Source organism: Pseudomonas sp. P1.8, assembly GCF_001269805.1.
GTDB lineage: Bacteria > Pseudomonadota > Gammaproteobacteria > Pseudomonadales > Pseudomonadaceae > Aquipseudomonas.
Genome location: NZ_LHVM01000020.1, coordinates 106424 through 128519 on the forward strand (window position 1 = coordinate 106424; position 22096 = coordinate 128519).

A 22096-nucleotide genomic window follows, 5' to 3' on the forward strand; every position below is an offset into this window, starting at 1 on the left:
CTGAATAAAACAGCCCCGGTTGCTTAGCTTGTTGCTTGAAGGCTCAACCTACGCGGTAGTTTGGCGCTTCTTTGGTGATCTGCACGTCGTGAACGTGGGATTCGGCCATGCCAGCGCCGGTGATCCGCACGAACTCAGGCTTGGTGCGCATTTCTTCGATGTCGGCACTGCCGGTGTAGCCCATCGAGGAACGCAGGCCGCCCATCAGCTGGTGGATGATCGCGCTCAGGGTGCCTTTGTAAGGAACACGCCCTTCGATGCCTTCCGGAACCAGCTTCTCGGCGCCTGCCGAGGAGTCCTGGAAGTAACGGTCGGAGGAACCTTGAGCCTGGGACATGGCGCCCAGTGAACCCATGCCGCGATAAGCCTTGTACGAACGGCCCTGGAACAGTTCGATCTCGCCCGGTGCTTCTTCAGTACCGGCAAACATCGAGCCCATCATCACGCAGGAAGCACCGGCTACGATGGCCTTGGACAGGTCACCGGAGAAACGGATGCCGCCGTCGGCGATCAACGGAACGCCGGTGCCTTCGAGGGCTGCGGCAACGTTGGCGATGGCACTGATTTGCGGCACACCGACACCGGCGACGATACGGGTGGTGCAGATCGAGCCAGGGCCGATACCGACCTTGACCGCGTCAGCGCCAGCTTCGGCCAGGGCCTTGGCGGCAGCGCCGGTGGCGATGTTGCCGCCGATGACCTGCACTTCAGGGAAGTTCTGCTTGACCCAGCGAACGCGGTCGATCACGCCTTTGGAGTGACCGTGAGCGGTGTCGACCACCACCACGTCAACGCCGGCGTTGACCAGGGCGGCAACACGGTCGCCGGTGTCTTTACCGGTACCGACGGCAGCACCCACGCGCAGACGACCTTGATCGTCCTTGCTGGCCAGCGGGTAAGCCTTGGCTTTTTCGATGTCGTTGACGGTCATCATGCCTTTGAGGGCGAATTTGTCGTCGACGATCAGCACGCGCTCGATGCGGTGCTTGTGCAGCAGTTCACGCACATCGTTCTTGTCGGCGCCTTCCTTGACCGTGACCAGACGCTCTTTAGGCGTCATCACTTCACGGACAGTGGCTTCCAGACGATTCTCGAAACGCACGTCACGTGAAGTGACAATGCCGACCAGGTCGCCATTGTGCAGCACCGGAACGCCGGAGATGTTGTGCATGCGGGTCAGTTCGAACAGTTCGCGCACGGTAGCGTCGGCGTCGATGGTGATCGGGTCCTTGACCACACCGGCTTCGTAACGCTTGACCTTGCGCACTTCGGCAGCTTGCTGCTCGATGGTCATGTTCTTGTGGATAATGCCGATTCCACCTTCCTGAGCCATGGCAATTGCCAGACGGGCTTCAGTGACGGTGTCCATGGCGGCGGAAACCAATGGAATATTCAGTTCGATGCCACGGGTAAGGCGGGTCTTGAGACTGACTTCGTTAGGAAGCACCTCGGAATAACCGGGCACTAGGAGAATGTCGTCGAATGTCAGAGCTTCTTGGCTGATACGCAGCATCGCGGGGGCTCCCGAGCGGGAAAATGGAAGCGCGCCATTATAGTCAGACACCCTCTCGGGTTCAATGTAAAACTCTGTCTATTATCGACGCGGTGATCGACGGGATATTTGAGGAGCATCGCCAGCAAGCCGGCTCCTACAGATTTGGCGTGATCTTGTAGGAGCCGGCTTGCTGGCGATCAACGATAACGCGGTCCATCAGACGCGCTACAACTCGACCTTCACCCAACTGACCGGTTGATCGAGCCAGTCGGCAAACTCATCGAGAAAGCTCTGCTTGAACCCGGCTTCGGCCCAGTTGTTGAAGATGAAACCGAGGTTGGAGAAGCCGCATTCCTGCAGGAACAGGAAGCCGTTGATGTCGTCTTCGTGCCCGCATTCCGGGCAGGTGAAGTTATCGGTGCGTCCCGGCATCCAGTCTTCCAGGCTTTCAAACAAGGCCTCTCCGACTTCCTTGCGACACTCGGCGCAGCCCGCTTCCTCAAGGAAACCCTTGGCCGGCGTATAGATGCAGCGTTTGGTGATGATCTCCAGGCCATTGACCGGCTCGCCGAACGGCAGGGCTTCGGGGTGCAGAACCACTGCACGTGCACCGTCGGCGATGGCATGGGCCATGCGATTGCCGGTGCGGCCACAGGTGGTGAGCTCTTCCTGGATGATGTTCTTGCGCACCAGCCATCGCACGATCGCCCGGGCCCGGGGCTCGTGCACCGGCAATGTGGAGATTTTCGGGACGATGATGCTTTGTGAATTCATGGGTACAGGCCTGAGGAGTGACCTGTAGGAGCGAGCAAGCTCCGGGCGGCGTTCCGACGATGGTCGCGAACGATAACGCGGGAAAATTGACACCCCGCGGCGTCCTCGAGTCCATCGCGAGCAGGCTCGCTCCTACAGGTTAAGCAATTGCGCGATGCCCAATAGAAGGTATAGGCCCGCTCAAGAGGTTTTTACAGTTCGACGACAACCGCCTGCGAAGCACGGGTCGCCTTGGCGCGGGCGGCTTCGATCGACTCGTCACGCGCCAGGGCCACGCCCATGCGGCGCTGGCCGTTGACTTCAGGCTTGCCGAACAGTCGCAGTGCGGTATCCGGCTCGCTCAATGCAGCGCCCAGATTGGCGAAAGCGGTCTGGGTCGACTGTCCTTCCACCAGAATCACCGCCGAGGCTGATGGGCCGAACTGGCGAATCAACGGGATCGGCAGGCCGAGAATTGCCCGTGCGTGCAGGGCAAACTGCGACAAGTCCTGGGAAATCAGGGTCACCAGACCGGTGTCGTGCGGGCGCGGCGAGACTTCGCTGAACCACACCTGATCACCTTTGATGAACAGTTCAACACCAAACAGACCACGACCACCCAGTGCTTCGGTCACGGCTTTGGCAACACGCTCGGATTCTGCCAGGGCAATCGGGCTCATGGCTTGAGGCTGCCAGGATTCCTGATAGTCGCCCTTCTCCTGGCGATGGCCGACCGGTGCGCAGAACGTGGTGCCGCCGACGTGGCGCACGGTCAACAGGGTGATTTCGTAGTCGAAATCGATAAAGCCTTCGATGATCACCCGGCCTTTGCCGGCGCGGCCGCCTTCCTGGGCGTAATCCCAGGCTGTTTTCACGTCTTCAAAGCTGCGCAACAGGCTCTGGCCTTTGCCCGAGGAGCTCATGACCGGCTTGACCACACAAGGGAACCCGAGGTCTTCGACAGCCTTGCTGTAATCCTCGAAGGTGTCGGCGAAGTGGTAAGGCGAGGTCGGCAGGTCCAGCTCTTCGGCGGCCAGGCGACGGATGCCTTCGCGGTTCATGGTCAACTGCGCGGCGCGGGCAGTCGGGATCACGGTGAAGCCTTCGGTCTCCAGTTCCACCAGGGTCGCGGTGGCGATGGCTTCGATTTCCGGCACGATGAAGTGCGGCTTCTCGGCTTCGATCACCGCACGCAGGGCGGCGCCGTCGAGCATGTTGATCACGTGGCTGCGGTGGGCAACCTGCATGGCCGGCGCGTTCGCGTAGCGGTCCACGGCAATCACTTCAACGCCCAGGCGTTGCAGCTCGATCACCACTTCCTTGCCCAACTCGCCACAGCCACACATCAATACGCGGGTCGCGGTCGGCGACAATGGAGTTCCGATACGGGTCATCTGAAGGTCCTCAAGATGCGGATCATCAAGGGATGCGTCGCCATGCGCGCTTCCCATGGGGAGAAAGCGCGGCATTTTACATGAACTTCAGCTGACCACAGCCTGTTTGCGCAGGCGCCAGGCCATGATCAGCCACACGCCGGTGACACCGGCGAACTTTGAACCGAGGGCGGTGAGGATCACACCCGGCGTCAGCGCATCGATCATGCCGAAAAAGATAAAGGTATCGAGGGGAATGCTCAGGGCCGAACTTATCCACAGGCGGTCGTGCAACGGGCGCTTGGTGATGCTGAACACCAGCCAGTCGATGCACTCGGACACCGCGAACGCCGTGGCGCTGGCCAAGGCAATGGAGGGGTCGGAAGTGATATAGGACAGCACCAGCGCCGCCAGCATCGCCACAATCGCGCCATGGCCAAAACGGGTTTGCACCATGTCGCGCAGGATAAACACCAGACCACCCCAGGCCGACCAGATGATGTCGAGATGCGGGGCGGTGGAAAAGGCGTAGTTGATCAGCACGACGCTACTGATGTAGGCGATCAGGAAGAGCATGGGGGCACCTGTCAATTTGGCGCACAGGATACTGTAGGAGCGAGCATGCTCGCGATGGTCGTGAACGATAACGTGGCAATCCTGACACCCTGCTGCGTTCGCGGGTTCATCGCGAGCATGCTCGCTCCTACAGTGAAAGCCGTTCGTCAATTCCCGGGTTTTGCGCCGATCATCCAGACAAGCCCACTGGCCTTCGCCCGCTCATGACACAACCCCAACACCTTGCGGCGCTCGTCGTTGTCCATGCGACTCCAACGAGTAATCTCTTCCACGGTACGCTGGCAACCGGTGCAGATATCATCGTCGTCCAGCGCGCAAATATTCACGCAGGGCGATGCTACCGGACGTTCGTTGGTGGTCATTCTTCCTGCTCAGCCAGATCGCGAGCATAGCGCTGAGCGTTGTGCACGTAATGAGCCGCACCCGCTTCGAGCATTTTCTTCTGCGCCTCGGTCAGTTCACGCACCACCTTGCCGGGCGAGCCCATGACCAGCGAACCGTCCGGGATCTCCTTGCCTTCGCCGATCAGCGAGTTGGCGCCAATGATGCAGTTCTTGCCGATCTTCGCGCCATTGAGAATCACCGCGTTGATGCCGATCAGACTGTTATCGCCCACGGTGCAGCCGTGGAGCATGGCGTTGTGGCCGATGGTCACGCCGGTGCCGATGGTCAATGGATATCCCATATCGGTATGCATCACGGTGCCGTCCTGGACGTTGCTGTTCTTGCCAATCAGGATCAGCTCGTTGTCGCCACGCAACACGGCGTTGAACCAGACGCTGGCGCCCTCTTCCAGTTTGACCCTGCCCACCAGCACGGCATTGGGTGCAACCCAGCTCTGTGGGTGGGTTTCGACGCGGGCGTCGCCCAGGCGGTATTTCATCTTGTAATCCTCAAGGCTCAGGCAGCCGCGGTTTTGGCCATTCGAAGGATGGCTTCAGGTATTGATGAAGCTTTTGGGTGGCTGGTGCAGGCTGATTTTCGCGTCATACAGCAGGTTGATCAACTCGACGATCATAATCGCCGTCAGCCCCCAGATCTTGAATTCGCCATAGCGATAGCTCGGCACGTACCAGCTGCGGCCCTGATAGTCGATGCGGTGGGTATGTTCACGCGGGTCCTTGCGGAAGAACTCCAGAGGCACGCTGAACACCGCGGCGATCTCGGCATCGTTGGCCTGGTACTCGACGAAATCTGGAATCACCCCGACATAGGGCGTGACCTTGATCCCATGCAGGGAGATCAACGGACTGAGGGGGCCGATCACCTCGACCAGCCCTGGCGGCAAGCCGATTTCTTCTTCGGCTTCGCGCAGGGCGGTGAAAATCAGGTCGGGATCTCCGGGATCACGGCGACCGCCCGGAAACGCCACTTCGCCGCCATGGGTCGATAGCCCGCTGGCACGCAAGGTCAGAACCAGCTCCGGCTCGTCACTGCGAGTGATGGGAACCAGCACTGCTGCCTCGGGAAAACGAAGGTCAGTCTCCAGCGTATGTGGAATGTGATTACTTACCCGATGCAGTAGCTCGTCCAGCATGAGTGTTCTCGATCTGTGCCTTACCCTGCATCATGCACCAATCATTGCGGTCGCCCAACCCCCGAAACAGCCCCATGTCGCGAAACGACAACTTGCCGACAGACACCGGCGCACGCCAAGATAGGCGCAGCATTCAGGAACCCAAGCATGAAATTTTGCAGCCAGTGCGGCAACCCGGTGACCCAGCGCATTCCCGAAGGCGATTCGCGCCTGCGTTTTGTCTGCGACAGCTGCCACGCGATTCATTACCAGAACCCCAATATCGTCGCTGGCTGCGTCGCCACCTGGGGTACCAAAGTCTTGCTGTGCCGGCGCGCCATCCAGCCACGCCTCGGCTATTGGACCCTGCCCGCCGGTTTCATGGAAAACGGCGAGACCATCGAGCAGGCGGCCATACGTGAAACCGCCGAGGAAGCCTGCGCCAGGGTGCGCAATCTGAGCATCTATACCCTGATCGACGTGCCGCACATCAGCCAGGTGCATGTGTTCTTTCGCGCCGAACTGGCGGACCTGGACTTTGCCGCCGGCCCCGAGAGCCTGGAAGTGCAATTATTCGACGAAGCGGACATCCCTTGGGACGAGCTGGCTTTCCGCACGGTGGGCCGTACCTTAGAATGCTTCTTCGCTGACCGGCGGACCGAGGTCTATCCCGTACGGTCCGAATCGATCCCGCCGCTTGCCCAGCCTGCCATTATCTGATGTCATCTCAACATCATTGCTAGGCGCTGGTAGATCGTCCGAACCCGGCCCGCGCCTTGGGCAGCGCCCACAAAAACACCTATAAATATATATATCGTCGCGACACCTCCTGGGGAATCGTTTCAATGCGCTGGTTGCTTGCCCTGTTATGTTTGTCGTTTGTCTCGGTGTCCCAGGCTTCTGCCGTGGAAACCTTGAACGGCAAGGTCATCGAGAAAATTCTGGTTCTCAAGTCTTCCCATCAATTGCAATTGATCAATGACGGCAAGCCGATCAAGACCTATCGCATTTCCCTGGGCAAACGCCCCAAGGGTCCGAAATTGATGGAAGGCGACAAACGTACGCCGGAAGGTTTCTATTGGGTCGACTGGCGCAAGGTCAGCGACCGCTTCAACCTGGCGATGCACATTTCCTACCCGAACATCAGCGATGCCGCCCGCTCACGGCGCGAAGGGGTCGATCCTGGCGGTATGATCATGATCCATGGCACCCCGGACACCGAAGAAAATCCGGAACACCTGTTCCACACCCTGGACTGGACCGACGGCTGCATCGCCATGCGCAACATGGACATGCGCGAAGTCTGGAACCTGGTGCCGGATGGCACGATGATCGAGATTCGTCCCTGACCTCGTTTTGAGTTGGGGCCTTTGTGGCGAGGGGGCTTGCCCCCGTTGGGGGCGCAGCGGCCCTGCCTTCAAAGAATTCGATATCAGATCTAAAGAAGGGGGCAGCTACGCAGTCCAACGGGGGCAAGCCCCCTCGCCACAGGGATCACATTCCTACGGGTATTAAAAAACCCGCTGAAATCGCTTTCAGCGGGTTTTTAGTTTCAACGGTGCGAGGATCAGAAATCCTCCAGTCGCCACACCTCATAAGCCGGTGTCTCGTAGGGATGGCTCAGTTTAAGCGCAGCCACTACCAAGCGAATCAACTCATCGGCCACCACCAGCTCAACCTTCCATTCCTCGACCTGTTCGACCTGCCCTGCTTCGCCAATGAACGGCTGACTGCCATCCAGCGGACGAAACTGACCAGTGCCAAGCACCTGCCAGGCACAGTGATCATAAGCACCGATCCGCCCGCCACCGGCGGCGAATACGGCGCTTTTGACCACGTCGACATGACTGTCGGGAACAAAAAAGCTGAGCTTGTACACGGCTATCAGTTAACCCAGACGCGAGCGTTACGGAACATGCGCATCAGCGGTGCATCTTCGTTCCACTCGTCCGAACGCCACGAGTTCTGCACGGCGCGGAACACACGCTCCGGATGCGGCATCATGATCGTTACGCGACCGTCGCGGCTGGTCAGACCGGTGATCCCGCGCGGCGAGCCGTTCGGGTTGGCCGGGTAGCTTTCGGTGACCTTGCCGTGGTTGTCGACGAAACGCATCGCCACGCAACCGGACAGATCGGCTTCCAGCAGTGCTTCTTCGCTGGCGAACTCGGCATGGCCTTCACCATGGGCGATGGCGATCGGCATACGCGAACCGGCCATGCCTTGCAGGAAGATCGAGTTCGACTCCTGGATCTGCACCATCGCAACACGGGCCTCGAACTGCTCGGAACGGTTACGCACGAAGTGCGGCCAGAACTCGCTGCCCGGGATCAACTCGTGCAGGTTGGACATCATCTGGCAACCGTTGCACACGCCGAGGGTGAAGCTGTCGTTACGCTCGAAGAAACCCTGGAACGCATCGCGGGCACGGCTGTTGAACAGCGCGGATTTTGCCCAGCCTTCACCGGCACCCAATACGTCGCCGTAAGAGAAGCCGCCGCAAGCGACCATGCCCTTGAATTCGTTCAGGTCGACACGGCCGGCCAGAATGTCGCTCATGTGCACGTCGATCGCGTTGAAACCGGCGCGGTCGAACGCTGCCGCCATTTCCACCTGACCGTTGACGCCCTGCTCACGCAGTACGGCAACCTGTGGGCGAATGCCTTTCTTGATGTAAGGCGCGGCGATGTCCTGATTGACGTCGTAGCTCAGCTTGACGCTCAGGCCAGGATTGTCTTCTTCCAGCAGCACGTCGAACTCTTGCTCGGCACAGTCGGCGTTGTCACGCAGACGCTGGATCTGGTAGCTGGTCTCGGCCCACTGACGTTGCAGCAGACGACGCTGGCCTTCGAAGACAGTGTCACCGTTGAAGGTGATGCTGATCTCGCCGTTATTCATCGGCTGACCGATTACCGACACGCAGTCACCCAAACCGGCAGCGCTGAACTGCGCGAGGATGTCCGGGGTAGCGTCCTGACGAACCTGGATCACGGCACCCAGTTCTTCGTTGAACAGGATGGCAGCGATGTCGGCCGAGGTTTCTGCCAGACCGTCGAGGTTCAGGCTCAAACCGCAATGACCGGCGAAGGCCATCTCGACAACGCTGGTCAGCAGACCACCGTCGGAACGGTCGTGATAAGCCAGCAGGTGACCGTCGGCGTTGAGGCCCTGGATCACCGCGAAGAAGGCTTTGAGGTCTTCGGCGTCATCGACGTCCGGAGCCTGATTGCCGAGCTTGCCGTGAACCTGCGCGAGGATCGAGGCGCCCATGCGGTTCTGGCCATGGCCCAGGTCGATCAGGATCAGGTCGGTGGTGCCCTTGTCCATGCGCAGTTGCGGGGTCAGGGTCTGACGGATGTCCGTCACTGGCGCGAAGCCGGTCACGATCAGCGACATCGGCGAAGTCACGGACTTGTCCACGCCTTCATCGTTCCAGCGGGTGGCCATGGACATCGAGTCCTTGCCCACCGGAATGGTGATGCCCAGCTCAGGACACAGCTCCATGCCGACCGCTTTCACGGTGTCGTACAGACGTGCGTCTTCGCCCGGGTGACCGGCCGCCGACATCCAGTTCGCCGACAACTTGATATCGGAGATCTTGCCGATGCGCGAAGCCGCGATGTTGGTCAGGGTTTCGCCGATCGCCATGCGGCCCGACGCCGGAGCGTCCAGCAGTGCCAGCGGAGTACGCTCGCCCATGGCCATGGCTTCACCGGTGTAGACGTCGAAGCTGGTGGCGGTGACGGCAACGTCGGCTACTGGAACTTGCCACGGGCCGACCATTTGGTCACGGGCCACGAGGCCGGTGATGGTGCGGTCGCCGATGGTGATCAGGAAGCTCTTGCTCGCCACGGCCGGGTGATGCAGGACGCGCTCGACGCATTCGGCGATGTTCAGGGTCGACGGATCGAAATCGTCGCCCAGTTCGCTTTCACGAACCACCGAACGGTGCATGCGTGGAGCCTTGCCCAGCAAGACTTCCAGTGGCATGTCCACCGGGCTGTTACCGAAGTGGCTGTCGGTGACGGTCAACTGTGGTTCGGCAGTGGCTTCGCCGACCACGGCAAACGGGCAACGCTCGCGTTCGCAGATTGCCTTGAAGCGCTCGAAGTCAGCCGGGCCGACGGCCAGGACGTAGCGTTCCTGGGATTCGTTGGACCAGATTTCGTGCGGGGCCATGCCCGGCTCGTCGTTTGGAATATTGCGCAGTTCGAAACGGCCACCGCGGTCGCCGTCGTTGACCAGTTCCGGGAAGGCGTTGGACAGACCGCCCGCACCCACGTCGTGGATGAAGCTGATCGGGTTCTTGTCGCCCAGTTGCCAGCAACGGTCGATGACTTCCTGGCAGCGACGCTCCATCTCAGGGTTTTCGCGCTGTACCGAAGCGAAGTCCAGGTCTGCCGAGCTGGTGCCGGTGGCCATGGAGGAAGCCGCGCCGCCGCCCAGGCCGATCAGCATTGCCGGGCCGCCAAGCACGATCAGCTTGGAACCAACCAGAATCTCGCCTTTCTTGACGTGTTCTTCACGGATGTTGCCCATGCCGCCAGCCAGCATGATCGGCTTGTGGTAACCGCGAACTTCGTCACCGTGCGGGGTGGTGATCGACTGTTCGAAGGTACGGAAGTAGCCGGTCAGTGCCGGACGACCGAACTCGTTGTTGAACGCAGCGCCGCCCAGCGGGCCTTCGATCATGATATCCAGCGCAGTGACGATGCGCTCAGGCTTGCCGTACGGCACTTCCCACGGCTGTTCGAAGCCCGGGATCTGCAGGTTCGACACGGTGAAACCGGTCAGGCCAGCCTTCGGCTTGGCACCGCGACCGGTGGCGCCTTCGTCGCGGATTTCGCCACCGGAACCGGTGGACGCGCCCGGGAATGGGGCAATCGCGGTCGGGTGGTTGTGGGTTTCAACCTTCATCAGGATGTGTACCGGCTCCTGCACCGCGCCGTACTGGCGGGTTTCAGGGTCCGGGAAGAAACGCCCGGCCACGGAGCCGACGATCACCGAAGCGTTGTCCTTATAAGCCGACAGAACGCCTTCGCTGTGCATCACGTAGGTGTTCTTGATCATGCCGAACAGGCTTTTTTCCTGGCTCTGGCCGTCGATGTCCCAACTGGCGTTGAAGATCTTGTGACGGCAGTGCTCGGAGTTCGCCTGGGCGAACATCATCAGCTCGATGTCGTGCGGGTTGCGCTTCAAGCCGACGAAGGCGTTGACCAGGTAGTCGATCTCGTCTTCGGCCAGGGCCAGGCCCAGCTCGGTGTTGGCTTTTTCCAGCGCGGCGCGACCACCACCCAGCACGTCGATGGCGGTCAGTGGCTTGGGTTCGGCGTGGCTGAACAGGCCGGCAGCCTGTTCGAGGTTGCCCAGGACGATCTGGGTCATGCGGTCGTGCAGGCCATCAGCAATCAGCTGGGCTTCAGCGTCGCTGAACTGGCCGGCCACGTAGAACGCGATACCGCGCTCAAGCCGCTGGATTTTCGCCAGGCCGCAGTTGCGAGCGATGTCGCTGGCCTTGCTCGACCACGGCGAGATGGTGCCGAAACGCGGCAACACCAGGAACAGACGACCGGTCGGCTCTTGTACCGGAACGCTAGGGCCGTACTTCAGAAGGCGCGCAAGCACCTGCTGTTCGTCGCCGGTCAGGACGCCGGTGACTTCGGCGAAGTGAGCGAATTCAGCATACAAGCCACTGACAGCCGGAACCTTCTGGCTCAGTTGCTCAAGGAGTTTGCTGTGGCGAAAGGCAGAAAGGGCAGGAGCGCCGCGCAGGATCAACATCTTCGGGACAGCCTCGGGAAGGGGTGTGCTTTGAGGCCGTGCATTCTAGCCTAAACCGCCCGCGACATCACCCGAAACGCTACGCACGGTTGCACCCGGACGTCGATCTGTGTTTCTGCCTCGAAAGTCAGGTTAATTTCGGGTGTAACAACCGCTTATTTTTACAGTAACAAAATGCAGGAAAGGCCCATTCCTGCTGGGTTTTGCTCGGTTTTGTGATCTCTAGCAGACAACCCCTTCGCTGTCGAGATATGGCGCCCGTGGTCGTTTGCGTATACTGCGCAGATGTTTTCCCCAACGGCTTTGCGTCCGCGGTACGCCAAATGGCTGATCGCAACCGGACTCTTCCTGGTGCTCGGTGGCTGTGTTGATAAACCCAACACCCTAGAGCGCGTAAAGGAGGATGGTGTGCTGCGGGTGGTTACCCGAAACAGCCCCGCCACCTACTTTCAGGATCGCAACGGTGAAACCGGCTTCGAATACGAGCTGGTGAAGCGCTTTGCCGACGATCTGGGGGTCGAACTCAAGATCGAGACCGCCGACAACCTCGACGACCTGTTCAATCAGGTCGGCAAGCCCAACGGCCCGGTTCTCGCGGCGGCCGGCCTGGTCAGCAGCGAAGAACGCAAAAATCAGGTGCGGTTTTCCCACTCCTATCTGGAAGTGACCCCTCAGGTCATCTATCGCAACGGCCAATCGCGGCCGACTGACGCGAAGGATCTGGTGGGCAAGAAAATCATGGTGCTCAAGGGCAGCACCCACGCCGAGCAACTGGCGCGACTGAAACAGAAATTTCCCGGTATCGAATACGAAGAGTCTGACGCGGTCGAGGTCGTTGATCTCCTGCGCATGGTTGACGAAGGTCAAATCGACCTGACCCTGGTCGACTCCAACGAAGTCGCGATGAACCAGGTGTATTTCTCCAACATCCGGGTCGCCTTTGACCTCGGTGATGCCAGCAACCAGAGCTGGGCCGTCGCACTGGGCGATGACAACAGCCTGCTCAACGAAATCAACGATTACCTCGACAAGGTCAAGAAAAACGGCACGCTGCAACGCCTCAAGGACCGCTACTACGGGCACGTCGACGTCCTCGGCTACATGGGCGCCACCACTTTCGCCCAGCACTTGCAGCAGCGCCTGCCAAAGTACGAGCAGCACTTCAAGGCGTATGCCAAGAAAGAGAAAGTCGACTGGCGCCTGCTCGCGGCAGTCGGTTATCAGGAATCGTTGTGGCAGCCGGCAGTCACGTCCAAGACCGGCGTGCGCGGCCTGATGATGTTGACCCAGAACACCGCGCAGGCCATGGGCGTGTCCAACCGTCTCGACCCCAAGCAAAGCATCATGGGCGGCGCCAAGTACCTGGCGTACATGAAAGACCAGCTGGACGATTCGATCCAGGAGCCAGATCGCACCTGGTTTGCCCTGGCAGCCTATAACGTCGGCAGCGGGCACCTGGATGACGCGCGCAAACTGGCGGCCAAGGAAGGGTTGAACCCGGACAAATGGCTGGACGTGAAGAAGATCCTGCCGCGCTTGTCAGAAAAGAAGTGGTACAGCAAGACCCGTTACGGCTACGCCCGTGGCGGCGAGCCGGTGCACTTTGTGGCGAACATCCGTCGCTACTACGACATCCTGACGTGGGTCACGCAGCCGCAGCTTGAAGGCGACCAGGTCGCCGAGGGCAAACTGCTTGTTCCGGGGATCGACAAGAGCAAGCCGGCTCAAGAGCCAGCCCCGCTGTAGGAGCGAGCTTGCTCGCGATGGGCGTCAACGATAACGCGAAAAACCTGATGCCCCGCGGCGCCCTCAGGTTTTTCGCGAGCAAGCTCGCTCCTACCGGGCAGCCGCCAGAATCAGCGCCTTCATCTCCGAAACAGCCGACTTGAAGCCCACGAACAGCGCATGGGCCACCAGCGCATGGCCAATGTTCAGCTCGTTGATGCCCTTGATCGCCGCCACGGCTTCAACGTTGTGATAATGCAGGCCGTGACCGGCATTGACGATCAGCCCCTGGGCCAGACCAAACGCCACACCATCAGCCACACGCTTGAGTTCTTCGGCGACTTCAGTCGGGGTTTCGGCATCGGCATAACGCCCGGTGTGCAGTTCGATGGCCGGTGCGCCGACACGGCGCGAGGCTTCGATCTGGCGCTCATCGGCATCGATGAACAACGACACTTCAGAACCGATCTTCGACAAGCGCTCGACCGCTGCCTTGATGCGTGCTTCCTGCCCCGCCACGTCCAGCCCGCCTTCAGTGGTCAGTTCCTGACGAGTCTCCGGCACCAGACAGATGTGCGCCGGGCGAATACGCTCGGCGAACTGCATCATTTCTTCAGTGACGCCCATCTCGAAGTTCATGCGGGTTTGCAGCACATCCTTGAGCACCAGAACGTCGCGCTCCTGAATGTGCCTACGGTCTTCACGCAGGTGCACAGTGATGCCGTCGGCACCTGCCTCTTCCGCGTCCAGTGCTGCCTTGACCGGGTCCGGGTAACGAGTGCCCCGGGCCTGACGCAGGGTGGCGACGTGGTCGATGTTCACGCCAAGAAGAATGCGGGTGCTGGTGGTCACGGAAAGCGCTCCAGAAGAAGAGAAAGTTCGGTGCACAGCATACGGTGTGATCAGGGCTTGCGAAACAGCTCGCGACTGACAAGTGGACGGCCGCCCAGGTGAACGGCCAATGCCTGACGCATCAAGCGCTTGGCAGCCGACAAAGCGCCGAGGGTTGACCAGTCGGCTTCGGCCATGGCGAGCAGATCGGCACCGCTGAACAAACCCGGTTGCAGCAGGTAGACCCGCTCCAGCCCTGCATCTACTTGCAAACGGTAGAGACCGTCCGGGGCGATGGGCTGGTCGTGGATATCGGCACTCAGGGAAAAACCGTAGCCGAGGTCATCAAGCAATCGCCATTCGAAGGAGCGCAGCAACGGCTCCAGGGGCCGACCCTCGGCCAGCGCCAGCAAGGTCGCGGCGTAGTGGTCAAACACCGAGGGAAGCGGGTCTTCGGCGGGTAACAGGCGAATCAGCAGCTCATTGAGGTAAAGGCCACTGAACAGTGCCTCACCACTTAGCCAAGTGGAAACTCCGGCACTTTCCATGCGCCCGACGTTCTTCAACTCTCCCCTGCCCCGAAATTCGACTTCCAGCGGCACAAACGGCCGCGCCAGGGTTCCGGCCTTGCCCCGCGCACTGCGCAACACCGCCCGCAGCCGACCTTGCGGCGTGAGGAAGTCCACCAACGCACTGTTTTCGCGGTAGGCGCGGGAGTGCAGGACGTAGGCGGGTTGGGCGATGGGCGGAGTTGAGGACATCAAGTCTCACATACTGTAGGAGCGAGCTTGCTCGCGATGGTGGATAACGATAACGCGGGCTTTCTGAATGAACGCGGCGCTCTCAAGTCCATCGCGAGCAAGCTCGCTCCTACAGGGGGGCTTTCGGAGTATTACAGGTCGCCATAACCCAACGAACGCAAGGCGCGCTCGTCATCGGACCAGCCACCTTTCACCTTGACCCACAGGTTGAGCATGATCTTGGAGTCAAACAGCAGCTCCATGTCTTTGCGCGCCTCGGTGCCGATGCGCTTGATGCGCTCGCCCTTGTCGCCAATGATGATTTTCTTCTGGCCATCGCGCTCGACGAGGATCAAGGCATGAATGTGCAGGGTCTTGCCCTGCTGCTTGAACTCTTCGATTTCGACGGTGATCTGGTACGGCAGCTCGGCACCCATCTGGCGCATGATTTTCTCGCGCACAAGCTCAGCGGCGAGGAAACGGCTGCTGCGGTCGGTGATCTGGTCTTCCGGGAAGAAGTGATCGTTTTCCGGCAGGTGATCGGCGATCACACGCTCCAGTGCATCAAGGTTGTGCCCGTGCTGTGCGGAAATCGGGATGATCTGCGCATTGGGCAACTGCTCCTGCAACCAGCTCAGGTGCGGCATCAGCTCGGCTTTGTCTTCGATGCGATCGGTCTTGTTCAACGCCACGATCAGCGGGCCAGTCACGTACTGGACACGCTCGAGAACCATCTGGTCTTCTTCGGTCCATTTGGTGCGATCCACCACGAAAATCACCACGTCGACGTCTTTCAACGCTGCCGAAGCGGTCTTGTTCATGTAGCGGTTCAGGGCCTTTTCGCCGCCCTTGTGCATGCCCGGGGTGTCGACGTAGATCGCCTGCACATCACCTTCGGTCTTGATACCGAGCATGTTGTGACGGGTGGTTTGCGGTTTGCGCGAGGTGATCGCCAGCTTCTGACCCAGAATGTGGTTCAGCAGCGTGGACTTGCCCACGTTGGGACGGCCGACGATGGCAACATAGCCACAGCGAGTTGCGTTTGTATCAGTCATTGCCATTCTCCACACCCAGGGCAATCAGTGCTGCGGCGGCCGCTACCTGTTCGGCAATACGACGGCTCACACCCTGACCTCGGCTTTTTTCGTTCAGTAAGATGATTTCGCATTCGACGAAGAACGTCCGGCAATGCGGCTCACCCTGGATATCCACCACTTCGTAACGCGGCAGCTCACAACCACGGGACTGCAGGAATTCCTGCAGGCGGGTCTTTGGATCTTTGTTGGTGTCGACCAGCGTCAGGCCTTCGAACTCACCGGCCAGCCAGGCCAGCACGCGCTCGCGGGCCATTTCCATGCCGGCATCGAGGTAGATCGCACCGATCAGCGCTTCGAGGGCATCGGCCAGGATCGATTCGCGACGGAAACCGCCGCTTTTCAGCTCACCCGAACCCAGACGCAGGTAATCGCCCAAGTCGAAACCACGGGCCAGTACGGCCAGGGTCTCACCTTTCACCAAGCGTGCACGCAAACGCGACAACTGGCCTTCGCGGGCCAGCGGGAAGCGATCGAACAGCGCCTCGCCGGCTACGAAGTTAAGGATAGCGTCACCGAGGAACTCCAGGCGTTCGTTGTTACGCCCGGCGAAACTGCGGTGAGTCAGGGCCAGGACCATCAGTTCCTGATCCTTGAAGGTGTAGCCGAGCTGACGCTCGAGACGGCTTAAGGAGACGCTCACGGTTTACCCACGCTGAGTTCGTGGTTGGATTCCACCGCCACCGCCGGGATTCGGCGCAGGCCTGGGACAATTAACGCTGTGTTCAAAAATAACGTCCTGAATATCATTGGCTTCATGCTTTCCGCCCCCGATTGTCTCGGTTCCAGAAATGCATTCGGCGCTGTGTTCAACAGCGCCGTGTGTGATTACTTGATCAGGCCAACCCGCGAGAAGTTCGGCAGGTGACTGAGTTTTGGTTCCGGCCAGCTCATCCAGACCGCGAAGGCCTTGCCGACGATATTCTTGTCGGGAACCATGCCCAGCAGATCCTTGGGAATGTTCGGATCATCCCAGTAGCGACTGTCGTTCGAGTTGTCGCGGTTGTCGCCCATCATGAAGTAGTGCCCGGAAGGCACGGTCCACGAACGGTCCGGCGTGGCGCGATAGCGGCTCATTTCCTTGCGGATCATGTGCTCGGCAACACCGAGTTTTTCCTTGTACAGTTCCGCGCTGCCCAGCGTGCCCGGTTCTGAACCGACCAGTTGCTCGGCAATCGACTCACCGTTGACGAACAAGCGCTTGTCGGCGGTGTAACGAATTTTGTCACCCGGCAGGCCTACTACACGCTTGATGTAGTTGACGTTCGGATCACTTGGATAGCGGAACACCATCACATCGCCGCGCTGCGGATCACCGACTTCGATGACTTTCTTGTCGATCACTGGCAAGCGGATCCCGTAGGAGAACTTGCTCACCAGGATGAAGTCGCCGACATCCAGGGTCGGCTTCATCGAACCGGAAGGAATCTGGAACGGTTCCACCAGGAACGAACGCAGCACCAGCACGATGAACAACACCGGAAAGAACGACTTGCCGTATTCAACCAGCAGCGGTTCTTTGTTCAGTTTCTCGACCACAACCATATCCGGCTGGCTGACGCTGCCCTGATAGGAGGAGATGGCAGCACGCCGACGCGGCGCCAGGATCAACAGATCAAGCAACGCCAACAGGCCGCAGACGAACACGGCGATGACCAGCAACAGCGGGAAATTTAGTGACATAGGACCTAACTATCCAACCTGAGCACGGCAAGGAAGGCTTCTTGTGGAATTTCCACGTTGCCGACCTGCTTCATGCGTTTTTTACCGGCCTTTTGCTTTTCCAGCAGTTTCTTCTTACGGCTGACGTCACCACCGTAGCATTTGGCCAATACGTTCTTTCTGAGCGCCTTGACGGTTGTCCGCGCCACAATCTGCCCACCAATGGCGGCCTGGATTGCCACGTCGAACATCTGCCGCGGAATCAGTTCTTTCATCTTCTCGGTCAACTGGCGACCTTTGTAGTGCGAGTTGTCACGGTGCACGATCAGCGCCAGGGCGTCGACCTTGTCACCGTTGATCAGCACGTCCAGTTTCACCAGACTAGCCGATTGATAGCGATCGAAATGGTAGTCCAGCGAAGCATAGCCGCGGCTGGTGGACTTCAGGCGATCGAAGAAGTCGAGTACCACTTCGTTCATCGGCAGGTCATAGGTCACTTGTACCTGGGAGCCGAGGAACAGCATGTCGACCTGAACACCACGTTTTTCGATGCACAGGGTAATGACGTTGCCCAGGTGCTCTTGCGGCACAAGAATATTGGCGCGCACGATCGGCTCGCGCATGTCTTCGATGGAAGACAGGTCCGGCAGCTTGGACGGGTTATCGACGTAAATAGTCTCGCCGGTCTTGAGCAGCAGCTCGAAGATTACCGTCGGCGCGGTGGTGATCAGGTCCAGGTTGTATTCGCGCTCAAGGCGCTCCTGAATGATCTCCATGTGCAGCATGCCGAGGAAGCCGCAACGGAAGCCGAAGCCCAGGGCGTCGGAGCTTTCCGGCGTGTACTGCAGCGACGAGTCGTTGAGGGTGAGCTTTTGCAGCGCCTCGCGGAAGTCTTCGAAGTCGTCGGAGCTGACCGGGAACAGGCCGGCGTAGACCTGCGGCTGAATGCGCTTGAACCCAGGCAGCACGTCGACGTCCGGCGTCGAGCTCAAAGTCAGGGTGTCGCCCACTGGCGCACCGTGGATGTCCTTGATGCTGGCGATGATGAAGCCCACTTCACCGGCCTTGAGGTCAGCGGTTGGGGTGTGTTTCGGGTTGAATACACCGACGCTGTCCACCAGGTGGATCTTGCCGGTGGACTTGACCAGGATCTTGTCGCCCTTCTTCACACGGCCGTGGCGCACGCGCACCAGGGACACGACGCCCAGGTAGTTGTCGAACCAGGAGTCGATGATCAACGCTTGCAGCGGATCTTCGTAGTTGCCGGTCGGCGCAGGAATGGTGGCGACCAGACGCTCGAGCACCTGGTCGACGCCCAGGCCGGTCTTGGCCGAGCACTCGACTGCGTCGGTGGCATCGATGCCGATGATTTTTTCGATTTCTTCCTTGACGCGGTCAGGATCGGCCTGTGGCAGGTCGATCTTGTTCAGCACCGGCATCACTTCCAGGCCCTGCTCGATCGCCGTGTAGCAGTTGGCAACCGACTGCGCTTCAACGCCCTGACCTGCGTCAACCACCAGCAGCGCACCTTCACAGGCCGCCAGCGAACGGCTGACTTCGTAGGTGAAGTCAACGTGGCCGGGGGTGTCAATGAAGTTCAGTTGGTAGTTGATACCGTCCTGGGCTTTGTAATACAGGGTGACGCTGTGCGCCTTGATGGTGATCCCGCGTTCACGCTCCAGATCCATGGAGTCCAGGACCTGGGCTTCCATTTCGCGCTCGGCGAGGCCGCCACACATCTGGATGAAGCGGTCGGCCAGCGTCGACTTGCCATGGTCAATGTGGGCGATGATGGAGAAATTGCGGATATGACTCAAATCACTCACGGATCAACACTCAAAAAGGCTGCAGGCATAGCCCGCCGAAAAATAGCCGGGAATTGTACCTGATCCACGGCGCAAGCGTCACGTTTGCAGGTCAGACGGCACCTACAAAAAACGCCCCGGTCTTGCGACAGGGGCGTTTTTACTACCGAAAAGTCCGTAATTACCCGGCCATCAACCGGCGCGGCGCAACAACCAAAGCCCTGCCACGGCACAGACCCCGGCCGGGACCAGCACGGAAAACAGCGGCGAGAAACCGAATACCAGGCTCGAAGGGCCCAGCAAATCCTGAACGATGCGGAAGGTGAAACCCACCAGCACACCGGTGAACACCCGCTGACCGAGGGTCACCGAGCGTAACGGTCCGAAAATGAAGGAAATCGCCATCAGCACCAGTGCGGCGGTGACCAGCGGCTGCAACACCTTGACCCAAAATGCCAGCCAGTAGCGACCATTGTTAAGCCCTTGATCCGCCAGGTAATGGATATAACTCCACAGCCCACTGATCGACAGCGACTCCGGCGTCATCACCACGGTGTTCAGCAATTGCGGGCTCAACGCCACATCCCAACGCTCAACCGGAGCGGATACAACTTCGGTGTTCTTTTCGTGGAACAGCGTGGTCGTGACGTCCGACAACTGCCAGTGATCCTTGTCGAACTCCGCACGCTTGGCGAAGCTCGCCGACAGCATGTGCCGCTCGTTGTCGAAGCGATAACGGGTCACGCCGTAGAGGATGCCATTGGGTTGCACCGAGTTGACATGAATGAACTCGTCGCCCTGACGGTGCCACAGGCCATGCTTGGCGCTTTGCGAGTCACCGCTGCCCTGGGCCAGCGAGCGGTTGGCCTGAGCAACGCTTTCGGTGGCCGGGGCGACATACTCGCCGATCAGCACACCCACCAGCATCAACACCAGCATGGGCTTCATCACCGCCCAGACGATTCGACCAATCGACACGCCAGCGGCGCGCATGATGGTCAATTCGCTGTTGCTGGCCAGACTGCCGAGACCGATCAGGCAACCGATCAAGGCCGCCATCGGCAGCATGTCGTAGAGGCGACGCGGAGCCGTCAGCAACACATAGCTCAACACATCGAGCAGTGTGTAAGTATCGCTGGCATCGCCCATTTCATCGATGAACGCAAACAACGTCGCCAGGCCGAGGATGATCCCGAGCACGGCGAGGATCGCCATGAACACACTGCTACCGATGTAGCGATCCAGCTTAACCACGAGCCACCTCCAGCTTGCTGCGGCGACTCGCCATCTTCAGGCGCAACGGCTCCCAGTAAAGCAGGCCCAGGCCAATGATCAGGAATATCCCGTGCACCCACCACAAGCCCAGTGCCGGTGGAATCTTGCCCTTTTCGAGCGCACCACGAGCGGCAATCAGGATGGTCAGGTAAGCCATGTAAAGAAGAATCGCCGGCAGCAGCTTGAGGAACCGGCCCTGACGCGGGTTGACCCGCGACAGCGGTACCGCCATCAAGGTCACGATGAATACCAGCAAAGGCAGGGACAATCGCCATTGCAGCTCAGTGCGCGAGCGAATGTCATCGTTGCCCAGCAAGGTCGCCGTGGTCATGGCATCGCGGTCAGTGACTTCATCGCTGACATCGGGCTTGGGCAGCAAGACACCGTACTCGTCGTACTTGATGGCCCGGTAGTCGGCCTGCCCCGGGTTGCCATCGTAGCGATAACCGTTGTCGAGGATCAGGTAGCGGTTGCCGTCAGGGCGGATCTCCTGACGGCCCTTTTCAGCCACCAGTACCGAGATCCCACGGTCCTTCTTTTCTGAACTGATGTTTTTCTGGGAAATGAACACACCGCCCAGATTGACGCGATCATCCGATAGCTGCTCGGTGTACGTCACCCGGGTTCCGTCACGCAGGGCCTGGAAACGACCAGGTTCGAGGGTATCGAATTCGGTCAGGGCGTCCTGCTTGTTCAGCAACAACTGAAATTGATTGGCGCCTTGCGGGGCCAGGCTCAGGCTCAACCAGGCAACGACCAGCGCCACCAGCGTGGCCGGGAACAGGGTCATGCGAAACAGGCGTTGCTGGCTCATGCCCGTGGCCGAAAGCACGGTCATTTCGCTCTCGAGGTACAGGCGACCGTAGGACAGCAGAATCCCGAGAAACAGGCCCAGCGGCAGGATCAGTTGGAGAAAGCCCGGCAGACGAAACCCCATGATCAGGAACAACGAGCCCGGATCGAGTTGACCCGAAGCCGCCTGGGCAAGGTATTTGATGAAGCGGCCGCTCATGATGATGACCAGCAGCACGGCGCTGACGGCGCTCAAGGTCAAGAGGACTTCGCGGGACAGATAACGGAAGACAATCAAACCAGACACTCCAGGGTTGTCAGGCTAAGGCGGCCAAACAAGCAAACGTATCAGACAACCCGCAAGGCAGAGCTGCCGAAAAAGATGGCGCATTATCCTGTGATTGGGTGCGCCTGTCACTGCGCAATGCATGAACACGGGACGCCTGTACTGTAGGAGCGAGCACCCTCGCGAGAAACTCGAGACCGCTGCGGGGCTCCCTACCCGCGTTATCGTTGACGACCTTCGCGAGCATGCTCGCGCCTGCAGGGTCGATAATCCAATCGCACAACCGAGGGTTGTCAGGCGCCGGTAGCGAGGTTCAAACTGCGGCCTTTGTCGCCGATCGACCTGGCGCCTTTCTCTTTATAGGCAAGTGGCGCACATACGGTGTCGGGCAC

General features: G+C 59.8%; 20 protein-coding genes. 3 read left to right on the top strand and 17 right to left on the bottom strand.

All coding sequences use genetic code 11. From position 1 onward, the window contains the following. Positions 1-43 precede the first annotated feature (43 nt). The 7 genes from guaB to AD668_RS22275 form a co-directional block, all read right to left on the bottom strand. Positions 44-1513, bottom strand: a complete 1470-nt coding sequence (gene guaB / locus AD668_RS22245; protein ID WP_034150805.1) for an IMP dehydrogenase — start codon at positions 1511-1513, stop codon at positions 44-46. 207 nt (positions 1514-1720) lie between these two features. Beyond that, positions 1721-2269, bottom strand: a complete 549-nt coding sequence (locus AD668_RS22250; protein WP_053162264.1) for a hypothetical protein — start codon at positions 2267-2269, stop codon at positions 1721-1723. 191 nt (positions 2270-2460) lie between these two features. Further along, entirely contained in the window at positions 2461-3642 is a 1182-nt protein-coding gene (gene purT, locus AD668_RS22255; protein WP_053162266.1) for a formate-dependent phosphoribosylglycinamide formyltransferase, read from the bottom strand. Positions 3643-3729: 87 nt separating this feature from the next. Then, positions 3730-4197 (bottom strand): VUT family protein, encoded by a 468-nt coding sequence (locus tag AD668_RS22260; RefSeq protein WP_053162268.1) that lies wholly within the window; start codon positions 4195-4197, stop codon positions 3730-3732. Between the two features lie 146 nt (positions 4198-4343). Beyond that, positions 4344-4559, bottom strand: a complete 216-nt coding sequence (locus AD668_RS22265) for a DUF1289 domain-containing protein (protein WP_053162270.1) — start codon at positions 4557-4559, stop codon at positions 4344-4346. Then, positions 4556-5080, bottom strand: coding sequence for a gamma carbonic anhydrase family protein (locus AD668_RS22270; RefSeq protein ID WP_053162271.1), 525 nt, complete (start codon positions 5078-5080; stop codon positions 4556-4558). Before AD668_RS22270 ends, AD668_RS22265 begins: the two co-directional genes overlap by 4 nt. A gap of 54 nt (positions 5081-5134) precedes the next feature. Next, positions 5135-5734, bottom strand: a complete 600-nt coding sequence (locus AD668_RS22275; RefSeq protein ID WP_053162274.1) for a CoA pyrophosphatase — start codon at positions 5732-5734, stop codon at positions 5135-5137. A 147-nt stretch (positions 5735-5881) separates the two neighbouring features. Between AD668_RS22275 and AD668_RS22280 the strand changes: the two genes are divergently transcribed. Together AD668_RS22280 and AD668_RS22285 are read left to right on the top strand one after the other, a co-directional pair. Continuing rightward, on the top strand, positions 5882-6433 hold the full coding sequence (locus AD668_RS22280) for an NUDIX hydrolase (RefSeq protein WP_053162276.1): 552 nt from the start codon (positions 5882-5884) through the stop codon (positions 6431-6433). Between the two features lie 125 nt (positions 6434-6558). Further along, positions 6559-7062 (top strand): murein L,D-transpeptidase family protein, encoded by a 504-nt coding sequence (locus AD668_RS22285; RefSeq protein ID WP_053162278.1) that lies wholly within the window; start codon positions 6559-6561, stop codon positions 7060-7062. 218 nt (positions 7063-7280) lie between these two features. On the opposite strand, the gene AD668_RS22290 is transcribed toward AD668_RS22285, so the two are convergent. Together AD668_RS22290 and purL are read right to left on the bottom strand one after the other, a co-directional pair. Further along, the gene (locus AD668_RS22290) at positions 7281-7592 is read right to left on the bottom strand and encodes a YqfO family protein (RefSeq protein WP_053162279.1); all 312 of its coding nucleotides are present in this window, start codon (positions 7590-7592) and stop codon (positions 7281-7283) included. Positions 7593-7597: 5 nt separating this feature from the next. Continuing rightward, the gene (gene purL, locus AD668_RS22295; protein ID WP_053162281.1) at positions 7598-11494 is read right to left on the bottom strand and encodes a phosphoribosylformylglycinamidine synthase; all 3897 of its coding nucleotides are present in this window, start codon (positions 11492-11494) and stop codon (positions 7598-7600) included. Between the two features lie 285 nt (positions 11495-11779). Between purL and mltF the strand changes: the two genes are divergently transcribed. Beyond that, entirely contained in the window at positions 11780-13240 is a 1461-nt protein-coding gene (gene mltF, locus AD668_RS22300) for a membrane-bound lytic murein transglycosylase MltF (protein WP_082344546.1), read from the top strand. A 90-nt stretch (positions 13241-13330) separates the two neighbouring features. Here mltF and pdxJ read toward each other — a convergent pair whose 3' ends face one another. The 8 genes from pdxJ to lptF form a co-directional block, all read right to left on the bottom strand. Continuing rightward, positions 13331-14071 (bottom strand): pyridoxine 5'-phosphate synthase, encoded by a 741-nt coding sequence (pdxJ, locus tag AD668_RS22305; RefSeq protein ID WP_053162283.1) that lies wholly within the window; start codon positions 14069-14071, stop codon positions 13331-13333. A 50-nt stretch (positions 14072-14121) separates the two neighbouring features. After that, positions 14122-14811 (bottom strand): DNA repair protein RecO, encoded by a 690-nt coding sequence (gene recO, locus AD668_RS22310; RefSeq protein WP_053162284.1) that lies wholly within the window; start codon positions 14809-14811, stop codon positions 14122-14124. A 131-nt stretch (positions 14812-14942) separates the two neighbouring features. After that, complete coding sequence (era, locus tag AD668_RS22315) at positions 14943-15845, bottom strand: GTPase Era (protein ID WP_053162286.1); 903 nt, start codon at positions 15843-15845, stop codon at positions 14943-14945. Further along, on the bottom strand, positions 15838-16527 hold the full coding sequence (gene rnc, locus AD668_RS22320; RefSeq protein ID WP_053162288.1) for a ribonuclease III: 690 nt from the start codon (positions 16525-16527) through the stop codon (positions 15838-15840). The genes era and rnc overlap by 8 nt, the downstream gene beginning before the upstream one ends. 185 nt (positions 16528-16712) lie before the next feature. Continuing rightward, positions 16713-17567, bottom strand: coding sequence for a signal peptidase I (gene lepB / locus AD668_RS22325; RefSeq protein WP_053162290.1), 855 nt, complete (start codon positions 17565-17567; stop codon positions 16713-16715). A gap of 5 nt (positions 17568-17572) precedes the next feature. Then, a complete protein-coding gene (gene lepA / locus AD668_RS22330; protein WP_053162292.1) occupies positions 17573-19372 on the bottom strand; it encodes a translation elongation factor 4 in 1800 nt (599 codons plus the stop codon). A 171-nt stretch (positions 19373-19543) separates the two neighbouring features. Further along, positions 19544-20605: an LPS export ABC transporter permease LptG gene (gene lptG, locus AD668_RS22335; protein ID WP_053162294.1), complete on the bottom strand. Its 1062-nt coding sequence runs from the start codon at positions 20603-20605 to the stop codon at positions 19544-19546. Beyond that, on the bottom strand, positions 20598-21716 hold the full coding sequence (gene lptF / locus AD668_RS22340; protein WP_053162296.1) for an LPS export ABC transporter permease LptF: 1119 nt from the start codon (positions 21714-21716) through the stop codon (positions 20598-20600). Before lptF ends, lptG begins: the two co-directional genes overlap by 8 nt. Positions 21717-22096 lie beyond the last annotated feature (380 nt).

Excerpts from the sequence above, each read along its gene's own strand:
- mltF (WP_082344546.1), top strand. The coding sequence starts at position 11,780 with ATGTTTTCCCCAACGGCTTTGCGTCCGCGGTACGCCAAATGGCTGATC.
- recO (WP_053162284.1), bottom strand. The coding sequence starts at position 14,811 with ATGTCCTCAACTCCGCCCATCGCCCAACCCGCCTACGTCCTGCACTCC.
- AD668_RS22265 (WP_053162270.1), bottom strand. The coding sequence starts at position 4,559 with ATGACCACCAACGAACGTCCGGTAGCATCGCCCTGCGTGAATATTTGC.
- AD668_RS22275 (WP_053162274.1), bottom strand. The coding sequence starts at position 5,734 with ATGCTGGACGAGCTACTGCATCGGGTAAGTAATCACATTCCACATACG.
- AD668_RS22285 (WP_053162278.1), top strand. The coding sequence starts at position 6,559 with ATGCGCTGGTTGCTTGCCCTGTTATGTTTGTCGTTTGTCTCGGTGTCC.
- era (WP_053162286.1), bottom strand. The coding sequence starts at position 15,845 with ATGACTGATACAAACGCAACTCGCTGTGGCTATGTTGCCATCGTCGGC.
- AD668_RS22280 (WP_053162276.1), top strand. The coding sequence starts at position 5,882 with ATGAAATTTTGCAGCCAGTGCGGCAACCCGGTGACCCAGCGCATTCCC.
- guaB (WP_034150805.1), bottom strand. The coding sequence starts at position 1,513 with ATGCTGCGTATCAGCCAAGAAGCTCTGACATTCGACGACATTCTCCTA.
- AD668_RS22250 (WP_053162264.1), bottom strand. The coding sequence starts at position 2,269 with ATGAATTCACAAAGCATCATCGTCCCGAAAATCTCCACATTGCCGGTG.
- AD668_RS22270 (WP_053162271.1), bottom strand. The coding sequence starts at position 5,080 with ATGAAATACCGCCTGGGCGACGCCCGCGTCGAAACCCACCCACAGAGC.
- purL (WP_053162281.1), bottom strand. The coding sequence starts at position 11,494 with ATGTTGATCCTGCGCGGCGCTCCTGCCCTTTCTGCCTTTCGCCACAGC.
- purT (WP_053162266.1), bottom strand. The coding sequence starts at position 3,642 with ATGACCCGTATCGGAACTCCATTGTCGCCGACCGCGACCCGCGTATTG.
- lepB (WP_053162290.1), bottom strand. The coding sequence starts at position 17,567 with ATGTCACTAAATTTCCCGCTGTTGCTGGTCATCGCCGTGTTCGTCTGC.
- AD668_RS22260 (WP_053162268.1), bottom strand. The coding sequence starts at position 4,197 with ATGCTCTTCCTGATCGCCTACATCAGTAGCGTCGTGCTGATCAACTAC.